This window comes from Enterobacter sp. Res13-Sevr-PEC09-46 (assembly GCF_015672585.1).
Classification (GTDB): domain Bacteria; phylum Pseudomonadota; class Gammaproteobacteria; order Enterobacterales; family Enterobacteriaceae; genus Enterobacter; species Enterobacter hormaechei_C.
The window spans coordinates 380414-393727 of record NZ_JADABR010000018.1; the positions used below are offsets into that span (position 1 = coordinate 380414).

Genomic DNA, 13314 nt, shown 5'->3' on the forward strand with positions numbered 1-13314 from the left:
GAGAATTAGCGGTCTCGGGCGACAGGCACAACGGAGAGAGAGATTATGTTTGAACCTATGGAATTAACCAACGACGCGGTGATTAAAGTCATCGGCGTCGGTGGCGGCGGCGGTAACGCCGTAGAGCACATGGTGCGCGAGCGCATCGAAGGTGTTGAATTCTTCGCGGTGAACACCGATGCGCAGGCGCTGCGTAAAACGGCTGTTGGCCAGACGATTCAGATCGGTGGTGGCATCACCAAAGGTCTGGGAGCAGGGGCTAACCCGGAAGTGGGCCGCAACGCGGCTGAAGAAGATCGTGAAGCGCTGCGCGCTGCACTGGACGGTGCAGACATGGTCTTCATCGCAGCGGGTATGGGCGGCGGTACAGGTACCGGTGCAGCACCCGTTGTGGCGGAAGTCGCTAAAGATTTAGGTATTCTGACCGTTGCTGTCGTGACCAAGCCTTTCAACTTTGAAGGTAAGAAGCGTATGGCTTTCGCGGAGCAGGGTATCACCGAGCTGTCCAAGCACGTGGACTCTCTGATTACCATCCCGAACGACAAGCTGCTGAAAGTGCTGGGTCGCGGTATCTCTCTGCTGGACGCCTTTGGCGCGGCAAACGACGTGCTGAAAGGCGCGGTTCAGGGTATTGCTGAACTGATTACCCGTCCAGGTCTGATGAACGTTGACTTTGCAGACGTTCGCACCGTGATGTCCGAGATGGGCTACGCGATGATGGGCTCTGGCGTGGCGAGCGGCGAAGACCGTGCGGAAGAAGCCGCTGAAATGGCGATCTCTTCTCCACTGCTGGAAGATATCGATCTGTCTGGTGCGCGCGGCGTGCTGGTCAACATTACCGCTGGCTTTGACCTGCGTCTGGATGAGTTCGAAACCGTGGGTAACACCATCCGTGCGTTCGCCTCTGACAACGCGACCGTTGTTATCGGTACGTCCCTTGATCCGGAAATGAACGACGAACTGCGTGTGACCGTTGTGGCCACCGGTATCGGTATGGACAAGCGTCCTGAGATCACCCTGGTGACCAACAAACAGACTCAGCAGCCGGTTATGGATCGTTACCAGCAGCACGGTATGGCGCCTCTGACTCAGGAGCAAAAACCCGCTGCGAAAGTGGTGAACGACCCAACTCCACAAACGGCAAAAGAGCCAGATTATCTGGATATCCCGGCGTTCCTGCGTAAGCAAGCTGACTAAGAATTGGCTGGAATTTGGGGATTTGCGCTCTTTGTGCTAAACTGGCCCACCGTTAGTGATATACACTCTCGGTTGGATAGTTAATTTGGCGAGATTATACGATGATCAAACAAAGGACACTTAAACGTATCGTTCAGGCGACGGGTGTCGGTTTACATACCGGCAAGAAAGTCACACTGACGTTACGCCCTGCGCCGGCCAATACCGGGGTCATCTATCGTCGCACCGACTTGAATCCACCGGTAGATTTTCCGGCCGATGCCAAATCTGTGCGTGATACTATGCTCTGTACTTGTCTGGTGAACGAGCATGACGTGCGGATTTCTACCGTAGAGCACCTGAACGCCGCCCTGGCGGGTCTGGGTATCGACAACATTATGGTTGAAGTCGATGCGCCAGAAATCCCGATCATGGACGGGAGTGCTGCTCCGTTCGTTTATTTGTTGCTGGATGCCGGCATCGAAGAACTGAACTGCGCGAAGAAATTTGTTCGCATTAAAGAGACCGTTCGCGTCGAAGATGGCGACAAATGGGCTGAATTCAAACCGTACAATGGTTTCTCGTTGGACTTCACCATCGATTTTAACCATCCGGCGATTGACTCCAGCACTCAGCGCTATGCGATGAACTTCTCTGCGGATGCGTTCATGCGTCAGATCAGCCGAGCACGTACCTTCGGCTTTATGCGTGATATCGAATATCTGCAATCCCGCGGCCTGTGCCTGGGCGGCAGCTTCGATTGTGCCATCGTTGTTGACGATTATCGCGTACTGAACGAAGACGGCCTGCGTTTTGAAGATGAATTTGTTCGTCACAAAATGCTGGACGCGATCGGCGACCTCTTCATGTGTGGTCACAACATCATTGGTGCATTTACCGCGTTTAAATCCGGTCATGCACTGAACAACAAACTGTTGCAGGCCGTCCTGGCAAAACAGGAAGCCTGGGAATATGTGACCTTCGAAGACGAAGCTGAACTGCCGCTGGCGTTCAAAGCCCCGACTATGGTCCTGGCGTAACGGTTAAAGCCGTTTCGTAAGAAAAGCGACTGGTTCACCTGGTACTCTCTCCGACCAGGGAAGCCAGTCGTTTTTATTTCTGCCCTTCTTTAATTTGTCCCCCTCACCCCTGGCCTGTGTCGGGTGCCGAATAACGGTGTGTTCGCTGCATTATTGACCGTTTTTACCTGCTGCAAGGTGTCATTCCTGCTGCCGTGTATTGGCTTTAGTGGTAATATCTGGGCGCTAAAAAAGAATAACTGAACTCAGCCTGCACTGGCGGGCGAACGTGGTGGAGCAAGTGAGCGGAATACTGACGCGCTGGCGACAATTTGGCAGACGTTACTTCTGGCCGCATCTCTTATTGGGGATGGTCGCGGCGAGTTTCGGCTTGCCTGTGCTCAGCAACAGCGCAGACGCGGCCACGCCAGCACGTTCCACGACGACCAAACACGATCTCACCACACGGGTTAACTTCACTAATCTCGCATGGCTTGAAGCCAGCCGTCGTCCCAATTTCTCCGTTGATTACTGGCAGCAGCACGCGATTCGCACGGTTATCCGCCATCTGTCATTCGCGATGGCGCCGCAGACGATGCCTGTTGCGGAAGAAACGCTGCCGGTTCAGGCTCAGCATCTTGCCCTGCTCGATACGCTTAATGCGCTTCTGACGCAGGACAACCAGCCGCCAGTGACCGTAAATCAGACGGCGCAAACGGATTTTGTTTCCCCTGCATCCTTCTCTGTTTCGACATGGATTAGCCAGGTTCACGGCATCCGTGCCGGGCCTCAACGCCTCAGCTAAATTAACCTTTTTCAATACCTTAATTTATCTGCCCGACTGGGGCGTTTGAGAATTTATTATGCTAATCAAATTGTTAACCAAAGTTTTTGGTAGTCGTAACGATCGTACCCTGCGCCGCATGCGCAAAGCTGTGAACGTCATCAACGGTATGGAACCGGCGATGGAGAAGCTCACTGATGATGAGCTGAAAGCGAAAACCGCGGAGTTCCGTGCGCGTCTGGAGAAAGGTGAAACCTTAGAAAGCCTGATCCCGGAAGCCTTCGCCGTTGTACGTGAGGCCAGTAAACGCGTGTTCGGCATGCGTCACTTCGACGTGCAGCTGCTGGGCGGGATGGTGCTCAACGAGCGCTGCATCGCGGAAATGCGTACCGGTGAAGGTAAAACCCTGACGGCAACGCTGCCGGCTTACCTGAATGCGCTGACGGGTAAGGGCGTTCACGTTGTTACCGTCAACGACTATCTGGCGCAGCGCGACGCAGAAAACAACCGTCCACTGTTCGAATTCCTCGGCATGACCGTGGGCATTAACATGTCCGGCCTGCCGGCACCTGCCAAGCGTGAAGCCTATAACGCAGATATCACCTACGGCACCAACAACGAATACGGCTTCGACTACCTGCGCGACAACATGGCGTTCAGCCCGGAAGAGCGCGTCCAGCGTAAACTGCACTATGCGCTGGTTGATGAGGTTGACTCCATTCTGATCGATGAAGCGCGTACCCCGCTGATCATCTCCGGCCCGGCCGAAGACAGCTCCGAGATGTACCGTAAAGTCGACAAAATCATTCCTCACCTGCTGCGTCAGGAGAAAGAAGACTCCGATACTTTCCAGGGGGAAGGTCACTTCTCCGTGGATGAAAAAGCGCGTCAGGTCAACCTGACCGAACGCGGCCTGGTAAAAATCGAAGAGTTGCTGGTGGCTGAAGGCATTATGGAAGAGGGCGAGTCTCTGTACTCCCCGAGCAACATCATGCTGATGCACCACGTAACGGCCGCACTGCGCGCGCACGCCCTGTTCACCCGCGACGTTGACTACATCGTTAAAGACGGCGAAGTCATCATCGTCGATGAACACACCGGCCGTACCATGCAGGGACGTCGCTGGTCCGATGGCCTGCACCAGGCCGTGGAAGCGAAAGAAGGCGTGGATATTCAAAACGAAAACCAGACGCTGGCATCCATCACCTTCCAGAACTACTTCCGTCTGTACGAGAAGCTGGCGGGGATGACCGGTACCGCAGATACCGAAGCGTTTGAGTTCAGCTCCATCTATAAGCTGGATACCGTGGTAGTACCTACCAACCGTCCGATGATCCGTAAGGATATGCCGGACCTGGTATACATGACTGAAGCGGAAAAAATTCAGGCGATCATCGAAGATATTCGCGAACGTACCGCGAAGGGCCAGCCGGTACTGGTGGGGACCATCTCCATCGAGAAATCCGAAGTGGTATCTAACGAGCTGACTAAAGCGGGCATCAAACACAACGTTCTGAACGCCAAGTTCCACGCTAAAGAAGCAGATATCGTTGCGCAGGCCGGTTACCCGGCTGCCGTAACCATCGCCACCAACATGGCGGGTCGTGGTACCGATATTATGCTCGGCGGTAGCTGGCAGGCCGAAGTGGCGGAGCTGGAAAACCCAACCCCAGAGCAAATCGCGCAGATCAAAGCCGACTGGCAGGTGCGTCATGACGCGGTGCTGGCATCCGGTGGTCTGCACATCATTGGTACCGAGCGTCATGAATCTCGTCGTATCGATAACCAGCTGCGCGGTCGTGCAGGTCGTCAGGGTGATGCCGGTTCTTCCCGCTTCTATCTGTCTATGGAAGATGCGCTGATGCGTATTTTCGCCTCTGACCGTGTGTCCGGCATGATGCGTAAACTGGGCATGAAACCTGGCGAAGCGATCGAGCACCCGTGGGTTACCAAAGCGATTGCCAACGCCCAGCGTAAAGTAGAAAGCCGCAACTTCGATATTCGTAAGCAGCTGCTGGAATATGATGACGTTGCCAACGACCAGCGTCGTGCGATCTACACCCAGCGTAACGAACTGCTGGACGTGTCCGACGTGAGCGAAACCATCAACAGCATTCGCGAAGATGTGTTCAAAGCCACTATCGACGCGCACATTCCGCCACAGTCTCTGGAAGAGATGTGGGATATCGAAGGTTTGCAGGAACGTCTGAAAAACGACTTCGATCTCGAACTGCCAATCAAAGAGTGGCTGGACAAAGAGCCTGAGCTGCACGAAGAGACCCTTCGCGAGCGTATCTACGAAACCGCGCTGGACGTCTACAAGCGTAAGGAAGAAGTGGTTGGCGCAGAGATGATGCGTCACTTTGAGAAAGGCGTAATGTTGCAGACCCTGGACTCCCTGTGGAAAGAGCACCTGGCGGCAATGGACTACCTGCGTCAGGGTATCCATCTGCGTGGTTATGCGCAGAAAGATCCGAAGCAGGAGTACAAGCGTGAATCCTTCTCCATGTTTGCTGCCATGCTGGAGTCGCTGAAGTATGAAGTCATCAGCACCCTGAGCAAAGTTCAGGTGCGTATGCCGGAAGAAGTGGAAGCGATGGAGCAGCAGCGTCGTGAAGAAGCTGAGCGTCTGGCACAGATGCAGCAGCTGAGCCATCAGACCGATGAAAGCGAAGCCGCAGCGGCAATCGCAGCGCAGACGGGCGATCGTAAAGTCGGTCGTAACGATCCGTGCCCATGCGGTTCCGGCAAAAAATACAAGGCGTGCCACGGCCGTCTGAGTTAAGAACATAACAAACTGAAAAGGCGCAGATATCTGCGCCTTTTTTATGGAAGTGACATGATGAAAACACTGCAAATTGCTGTCGGGATCATTCGCAACCCGCAAAATCAGATCTTCATTACCCAACGTGCCGCCGATGCGCACATGGCCAACAAATGGGAATTCCCCGGCGGAAAAATCGAATCAGGTGAAACGCCGGAGCAGGCGCTGGTGCGTGAGCTTCAGGAAGAGGTGGGGATCACCCCGCTTGGCGCAACGCTGTTCGATAAGCTGGAGTACCAGTTTCCGGATCGTCACATCACGCTGTGGTTCTGGCTGGTTGAAAACTGGGAAGGTGAGCCGTGGGGAAAAGAGGGGCAGCCGGGTAACTGGATTGAGCTTCAGGCCAGTGATGCGGAAAAATTCCCGCCTGCCAATGAGCCTGTGATCCTCCGGCTGGCCGCACAACCGTAGGCCTGCTAAGCGACGCGCCAGCAGGCTTTGAACGTTACTGCTGGTTTTCGCTCCAGTCATCGCTATCCGAGAGATCGCCTTCGCTCGGAATGCGTTTCTCTTCCGCCGCCCATTCGCCCAGGTCTATAAGCTGACAGCGCTTACAGCAGAATGGGCGAAATGGACTTACGTCTCCCCAGACGACAGTTTTCCCACAGGTTGGGCAGTTTACGGTGGTTACGTCAGACATTGGCACTCCTTAACAACAGGCCAGTTCAAAATCGAGGCGTTCCGGCACGGTGCCATGTTCACTGTCCAGCGGCATAAAGCGGATCGCGAAACGGCTTTTATGTCCGGAAATTTGCGGGTAAAGCTGCTCGCCAAGAGACAGGTTCAGGCGCAGAAGATCGGCGTCGTCGCCGTTATCCTGATAGAAACCGTTGAGACTGGTTTGTTTGCGGAACGGGGCAGAGTTACGCACAAGATCGAGGATCAGGGATAACGTCTGATTCATCGGCTCCAGGCTGCCCAGCCAGCTGTTCACCTGGCGATCGCGCTGTTCCTGCGGCATGTGCAGCCACATATGCAGCGTTGGCAGGTCAAAGCTACAGCATCCGCCCGGTATGCTCAGGCGCTGGCGCACCAGCGCAATCAGACGATCCTCTCGTAAAAACTGGCCAACGCGCGGCGCGGCCATCAGGGTCGTGCTGCTGTTTTTCAGCTGCTTGCGTAAAGCGTCAATTCGACTTTGATCCACGCCCGGTACTTCGGCCCAGGCCTGTAATTTACGCTGCTGGCGCTCCAGCTCTTTCAACAGCTCAGTGCGGACGTCGCCGCGTTCAATCACATCCAGCAGATCGCCCACGTTGCGGAAAAAATGCAGCGCCGTGGCGTGATCATTGACAGGCAGATGTTGTGAAAGCTGTTGAATAAGAAATTCTATGCGTAGCCAGGTACGCATTTTTTCGTTAAGCGGGTGCTCAAAAAGGATATGAGTCGACATTATGGTTTTTCCTGTGCAACGGCCTGCGCGGCGAAGGTCAGATACTGCGCGTGCAGACGAGCAACATCCGATGCAATGGCATCTGGTGCGCCGTTATTATCAATAACATCATCCGCAATGGCGAGGCGCGCTTCGCGCGTGGCCTGTGCGGCAAGAATTTGTTCAGCATGCTCGCGAGAAACATGGTCACGCGCCATGGTTCTCTGGATTTGCGTTTCGCGGGAAACGTCAATCACCAGCGTTCTGTCTGCTTTATTTTGAAGCTGATTTTCCACCAGTAACGGGACCACCCACAACACATAGGGCGAAAGGGCTGCGGCAATCTGACGCTGAGTTTCCTGGTGGATAATGGGGTGGAGCAGGGCATTAAGCCAGGCTTTTTCCGCTGGATCGGAAAATATGCACTCACGCAGCTGCCGACGATTCAGGGTGCCGTCAGCCTGTATCACACGGCGACCAAAATGCGCTTCGATGGCGTTTAAGGCGGGTGTATTGGGTTCTACCACCTGACGGGCAATGATATCGGCGTCGATAATCGTGATGCCGAGACGAGCAAACGCGTGCGCAACGGTGCTTTTACCACTACCGATGCCGCCGGTTAATGCGACGATATACCCCATTAAATCAGATCCTGGGAATTATTCAGTTTTAAAATCAGTTGCTTAAAATTCAAACTTACAACAGCCAATGTTTAGCTCTCTTTACCCGCTTTTTACCAGGTAAATTTATAGGATTGTAGCGTAAAAAAAGAGAATTTCGCAGTCTTGCGGAGCAGGTATTAGTGCGTATGATAGCGTCACTGGAGTTGTGCTTTTAATATATTTGCCTCTAACCCCAGGAATCCGCACATGCGTATCGAAGAAGATCTGAAGTTAGGTTTCAAAGACGTTCTTATCCGCCCTAAACGCTCTACACTGAAAAGTCGCTCAGACGTTGAACTCGAACGTCAATTCACCTTTAAGCATTCCGGTCAGACGTGGTCTGGCGTGCCGATTATCGCGGCCAACATGGACACCGTCGGAACCTTCGAGATGGCGACCGCACTGGCGCAATTCGACATCCTTACTGCGGTACACAAACACTACAGCGCTGAAGAGTGGGATGCGTTTGTCGCCTCCGCCTCGGCTGACGTGGTGAAGCATGTGATGGTCTCGACCGGTACCTCTGATGCAGATTTCGAGAAAACCAAACAGATCCTGAACGCCAATCCAGCGCTGAATTTTGTCTGCATTGACGTGGCAAATGGTTATTCCGAGCATTTCGTTCAGTTCGTCAGCAAGGCACGTGAGGCCTGGCCAACCAAAACCATCATCGCGGGCAACGTGGTGACCGGTGAAATGTGTGAAGAGCTGATCCTCTCCGGGGCCGACATTGTAAAAGTTGGCATTGGCCCGGGGTCCGTTTGCACCACGCGCGTGAAAACCGGTGTGGGTTATCCGCAGCTGTCTGCGGTAATTGAATGCGCTGACGCTGCGCACGGTCTGGGCGGCCAGATCATCAGCGACGGTGGCTGCACCATGCCAGGCGATGTCGCGAAAGCCTTCGGCGGCGGCGCGGATTTCGTGATGCTCGGCGGCATGCTGGCTGGCCACGAAGAGAGCGGCGGTACCGTGGTAGAAGAGAACGGCGAGAAATTCATGCTGTTCTACGGAATGAGCTCTGAATCCGCGATGACCCGTCACGTGGGCGGTGTCGCGAAATACCGTGCGGCGGAAGGCAAAACCGTTAAGCTGCCACTGCGTGGTCCGGTCGAAAACACGGCGCGCGATATCCTCGGCGGTCTGCGTTCTGCCTGCACCTACGTTGGTGCTTCCCGCCTGAAAGAGCTGACGAAACGCACGACGTTTATCCGCGTTCAGGAGCAGGAAAACCGCGTATTCAATAGCCTCTGACGGCTACGGCTGGCGCGCGTCCGTGCGCCAGCGTTACCCCGCGCTCATTGCATCCCCCAGATGGAAAATCGGCAAATACATTGCCACCACCAGCGTGCCAATAATCAGACCCGTCACGACCAGTAGCAAAGGCTCAAGAAGCGCCGCCAGATTGTCTGCCTGCTGAAATGTCTGTTCCGTATGGTGGCGGGCCAGATTCATCAGCATCACATCCAGTGAACCCGACACTTCTCCGGTGCGAATGAGCTGAATACACAGTGGCGTAAAAACAGAGGCCTTCTGGAAGGAGGACCACACGGGCATCCCCTGTTCGATATCGCTGCGTATCTCACGGAGTTTCTCCTGCCAGTAGCCCCTCTCAACGGTCTCCTCCACACTCTCCAGTCCTTGTAAAAAGGCAATTCCGGCCTGCTGGGTTAATGACAGCACGGTAAAAATCTGTCCCAGTTTTTGCCCGCGCGTCAGCGTGCCCATAACCGGTACGTGTAACAAAACATACTGCCAGCGTGGATGCCGCCGCAGCTTACAGGCGATGACAACCATTGCCACGAGCAGGGTCAAAAGGGTGAGGATATGCGCCTGAACCAAGGCCGCCAGCCCTATGACTGCCTGCGTGAGCAAAGGGAGCGGGGTGTTGAACGTTTTGTAGATTGCAGCAAACTCAGGCAAAACCAGCGTGACCATCGCCAGCACCACGAAAACGGCCAGCGTCAGGATGATCAGCGGATAGCGCAGCGCTTTCTTCACCTTCGCACTGAGCTGCTGCTGGGATTTTTGTTGCTGCGCAAGCTGACGGCAGCAGGCTTCGAGCTTACCCGTCAGCTCACCCGTCTTCACCATTGAGACATAAAGAGGGCTAAACACCTCTGGCCATTTCTTCATGGCCTCTGACAGGGCGCAACCTTCGCTCAGGTCATCAGCAAGACTGTGCAGCAGCGCCTGCCAGTGCTGCAAAGGATGCTGTTCCGCCAGCATGTGCAGGCTTTGGGATAGCGTGAGTCCAGCCTGTAGCAGCGTGGCGAGCTGGCGAAAAATATCGTAGCAGTGCTGCACCTGCCATCGCTGGCGCTGCTGACAGCGTTTTAGCGCCAGCGGGTGCAGTTGTTTAAGCACCAGAGCCGTGTAAGCTGCGCCACGGTCGATGGCCCAGAGGGTGCCGGTTTGCACCTCCCCCTCGGTGTTCAGGGCACGCCAGCGCCAGAGCGAATTAGCAGCCATCGGGCATTCCCAGGACGCGCAACAGCTCTTCGAGCGTGGTCAGCCCTTGCTCTACGGCCATGCAGCCATGCTCAAACAAAGAGGTCATTCCCGCCTGACGAGCGCTGGACCCAATCACCTCCGTGTTTGCTCCGCTGGCGATGGCCTGCCGCAGCGTGTCGTCGATGACGAGCACTTCAAAAATAGCTACGCGACCATAAAAACCGTGGTAGCAGCGATCGCAGCCGGTGGGTTGCCAGCGAGGAAGCGGCCGGGGCCACAGCGTGCGGGGTAATTCGGTGTGGCGGCTGGCTTCCTGTCGGCAGTACGGACATAAACGGCGCACCAGTCGCTGGGCAATCACCATCGAGAGCGCCGAAGAGATCATCCAGCGCGCGACGCCCATCTGTTGCAGCCGTACCAGCGTTTCAGTCGTCGAGTTAGTATGGAGGGTGGACAGCACCAGATGTCCGGTTTGCGCCGCCTTAATGGCAATTTCTGCCGTTTCGCCGTCACGAATTTCACCCACCATAATGATGTCAGGATCCTGCCTGAGCAGGGCACGCAGCACGCTCTGGAAGGTCAGCCCCGCACGCGGATTAATCTGCGTCTGGTTTAAGCCTGCAAGCGGGATTTCAACGGGATCTTCCACGCTGCAAATATTGACGTCAGGGGTATTTCGCGCCTGTAACGCGCTGTACAGCGTCACTGTTTTCCCGCTACCGGTCGGGCCGGTGACCAGAATCAACCCCTGAGGGCTGTTAAGCGCCCCGGCAAAACGGGCCTGCTGATCTGCGCTCATCCCCAGCTGTTCAAGCTCCAGTGCCTGCTGTACCTGGTGAAGCAGACGAAGCACGATTTTTTCTCCACCACTACAGGGAAGGGTTGCGATACGAAAAGAGACGGGGACGCTTGCCAGCTCCACCGTAAACTGGCCGTCCTGCGGCAGGCGGCGCTCCGCAATATCCAGTTGACCCAGCACCTTCAGACGTGCGGCAAGCGTCGTCCCGAGGGCGGCAGAGATCGGCAGTTGCGGGTAGAGAACACCGTCGATTCGCAAACGGATCTGGTAGCCGTGCTCCGTCGGTTCAATATGGATGTCAGAAGCCCGCTGGTTTACTGCCTGCTGCAAGGTTGTACTGAGCACGTCAGCGGCTGAGTTTGGCGCTATGCCCGGCAGGTGTGATGATGAGACGGACTGAAGCCGTTTTTCCATCCGTTCTGCCGTCCAGCACTCAATATCAATACGCTTCTGCGTGGCGAAGCGTAACGCTTCCATCAGCTCAGAGGCAGGATTACCCACCACCGCAATGCTGATCATATCGGTGTCGCTTGCGAGTAGCAGTGCGTGATGGCGCTGACAGAGCGTCATTAGCTGTTCGGTATTCATTGTCCACTCCTGTCAGTTGTTGTCGAAGCGGAAAACATCTTCACAGGCTTGTCTGAGCGCCGTGTCGGACGCAATTTTGCAGTCACGCGTCCAGCCCGTCATACCGTTACCGTCGCTCCAGATCGGTGTCATGAGCACTTCAAGTCCGTTAAGGCTTTCCTGCCCTGTTAACGATACGGCCCCCTTTGCCACGCTCATCGCTGAAACGTAACGTGTGGTTGTCGGGGAGGGGATGCCATTGGTGCCTGCGTCGCAGCTATCCACACCACCACGATCCAGGGCGCAAAGCTCAATGGCGGTGCGGTAGGGGATGAACGTTTGCAGCATATCGGTGAGCGCCGCTTTTCGCAGGTAGTTCTGATAGGCCGGAACGCCAATGGCGCTCAGGATGGCAATAATGCCAATGACCACCATTAGCTCAATCAGGGTAAATCCTTGTTGTCTGTTCATGTCTGCTCCTTACGTTAAGTGGCGCTACTGTGGCAGTGCCAGCATGCAGAAACGAGGGACAAAAGCGTGAACGTGAAGGGGCTTTCAGGGAAATGATTCAGTGTTGCAGAGAAGGACAGCGTAATTGCGAGCGGTTTCGTATTTCCCCTCTCCGGGCGGAGAGGGGAGGATAATTTATTTGAAGCGCATCGAGAGGTCGAGGGCGCGGACGTGCTTGGTCAGGGCGCCAACGGAGATGTAATCGACGCCGGTTTCAGCAAATTCGCGGATGGTGTCGAACGTCACGTTGCCGGACACCTCAAGCTGCGCCTGGCCGTTTGTGCGTTTGACCGCTTCACGCATCTGCTCCGTGTCGAAGTTATCGAGCATGATGATGTCAGCCCCCGCTTTAATGGCCTCGTTCAGCTCCTCCAGCGTTTCCACTTCCACTTCGACCGGCACATCCGGATGTAGCCAGAAGGCTTTTTCCACGGCCTGACGCACCGAGCCAGAGGCAATAATGTGGTTCTCTTTGATCAGGAAGGCATCGGATAGCCCCAGACGATGGTTGGCGCCGCCACCGCAGAGTACCGCGTATTTCAGCGCGGTGCGCAGGCCCGGCAGGGTTTTACGGGTATCCAGCAGCTGCGTGCGGGTGCCTGCCAGCAGGTCAACGTAGCGGCGTACTTCACTGGCAACGCCAGAGAGCGTTTGCACAAAATTGAGCGCGGTGCGTTCACCGGTCAGCAAGACGCGGGACGGGCCGTCCAGCTCGAACAGTGGCTGATTCGCCGTGACCGCATCACCGTCTTCAACGTGCCATGTTACCTGCACCTCGTCGCCTGCCAGCTGGGTAAAGACCTCCTCAACCCAGCGTTTGCCGCAGAAAACCCCCGCTTCGCGGGTGATGATCACCGCATGCGAGCGTGTCTCTTTTGGCAACAATTGGGCGGTAATATCGTTATCGGCGCTGACGTCGCCGCCGAGATCTTCTTTCAGGGCATGGGCAACGCTTGCCGGGATATCACTATTAATACGTTCCAGAAGCGCGTCACGTCGGTGGTCGGGGTTATAGCGGCGAGGCGGCATGATAAAACTCCAAATTGGTAACGAATCATAATATTGAAACATGCTACTCTGAACCGAGTAACAGCACCATAGATAAGGAGTTCCAGCATGTTGTTAGAAAACGGATGGCTGGTGGACGCGC

13 protein-coding genes are annotated in these 13314 nt (G+C 55.4%); 6 read left to right on the top strand and 7 right to left on the bottom strand.

Annotation, left to right across the window (positions count from 1 at the left end; genetic code table 11):
• Positions 1-45: 45 nt before the first annotated feature.
• The 5 genes from ftsZ (at position 46) to mutT (ending at position 6214) form a co-directional block, all read left to right on the top strand.
• Positions 46-1197, top strand: a complete 1152-nt coding sequence (gene ftsZ, locus IMQ56_RS13430; protein WP_003856338.1) for a cell division protein FtsZ — start codon at positions 46-48, stop codon at positions 1195-1197.
• Positions 1198-1298: 101 nt separating this feature from the next.
• Positions 1299-2216, top strand: coding sequence for a UDP-3-O-acyl-N-acetylglucosamine deacetylase (gene lpxC, locus IMQ56_RS13435; RefSeq protein WP_003856337.1), 918 nt, complete (start codon positions 1299-1301; stop codon positions 2214-2216).
• 280 nt (positions 2217-2496) lie between these two features.
• Positions 2497-3000 carry a secA translation cis-regulator SecM gene (gene secM / locus IMQ56_RS13440; protein WP_032103219.1) on the top strand — a complete coding sequence of 168 codons (504 nt, stop codon included), beginning with the start codon at positions 2497-2499 and terminating at the stop codon, positions 2998-3000.
• A 58-nt stretch (positions 3001-3058) separates the two neighbouring features.
• Positions 3059-5764: a preprotein translocase subunit SecA gene (gene secA / locus IMQ56_RS13445; RefSeq protein WP_015572673.1), complete on the top strand. Its 2706-nt coding sequence runs from the start codon at positions 3059-3061 to the stop codon at positions 5762-5764.
• A gap of 57 nt (positions 5765-5821) precedes the next feature.
• Positions 5822-6214, top strand: a complete 393-nt coding sequence (mutT, locus tag IMQ56_RS13450; RefSeq protein WP_026080649.1) for an 8-oxo-dGTP diphosphatase MutT — start codon at positions 5822-5824, stop codon at positions 6212-6214.
• Positions 6215-6248: 34 nt separating this feature from the next.
• On the opposite strand, the gene yacG is transcribed toward mutT, so the two are convergent.
• From yacG to coaE, 3 genes are read right to left on the bottom strand one after another with little or no spacing between them, the layout of a single operon-like run.
• Entirely contained in the window at positions 6249-6443 is a 195-nt protein-coding gene (gene yacG, locus IMQ56_RS13455; RefSeq protein ID WP_015572675.1) for a DNA gyrase inhibitor YacG, read from the bottom strand.
• Positions 6444-6452: 9 nt separating this feature from the next.
• Positions 6453-7196 (bottom strand): cell division protein ZapD, encoded by a 744-nt coding sequence (gene zapD / locus IMQ56_RS13460; protein WP_017383779.1) that lies wholly within the window; start codon positions 7194-7196, stop codon positions 6453-6455.
• Positions 7196-7816, bottom strand: coding sequence for a dephospho-CoA kinase (gene coaE, locus IMQ56_RS13465; protein WP_126543237.1), 621 nt, complete (start codon positions 7814-7816; stop codon positions 7196-7198). Before coaE ends, zapD begins: the two co-directional genes overlap by 1 nt.
• Positions 7817-8044: 228 nt before the next feature.
• On the opposite strand from coaE, the gene IMQ56_RS13470 reads away from it, so the two are divergent.
• Positions 8045-9088 (top strand): GMP reductase, encoded by a 1044-nt coding sequence (locus tag IMQ56_RS13470; RefSeq protein WP_017383777.1) that lies wholly within the window; start codon positions 8045-8047, stop codon positions 9086-9088.
• 33 nt (positions 9089-9121) lie between these two features.
• Here the strand turns inward: IMQ56_RS13470 and hofC are convergent, their stop codons facing one another.
• The 4 genes from hofC to nadC form a co-directional block, all read right to left on the bottom strand.
• A complete protein-coding gene (gene hofC, locus IMQ56_RS13475; RefSeq protein WP_017383776.1) occupies positions 9122-10306 on the bottom strand; it encodes a protein transport protein HofC in 1185 nt (394 codons plus the stop codon).
• Positions 10296-11675: a type II secretion system protein GspE gene (gspE, locus tag IMQ56_RS13480; protein WP_047062346.1), complete on the bottom strand. Its 1380-nt coding sequence runs from the start codon at positions 11673-11675 to the stop codon at positions 10296-10298. The genes hofC and gspE overlap by 11 nt, the downstream gene beginning before the upstream one ends.
• Before the next feature lie 12 nt (positions 11676-11687).
• Positions 11688-12125: a prepilin peptidase-dependent pilin gene (gene ppdD / locus IMQ56_RS13485; protein WP_015572680.1), complete on the bottom strand. Its 438-nt coding sequence runs from the start codon at positions 12123-12125 to the stop codon at positions 11688-11690.
• A gap of 174 nt (positions 12126-12299) precedes the next feature.
• A complete protein-coding gene (nadC, locus tag IMQ56_RS13490) occupies positions 12300-13193 on the bottom strand; it encodes a carboxylating nicotinate-nucleotide diphosphorylase (protein ID WP_045347230.1) in 894 nt (297 codons plus the stop codon).
• Positions 13194-13314 lie beyond the last annotated feature (121 nt).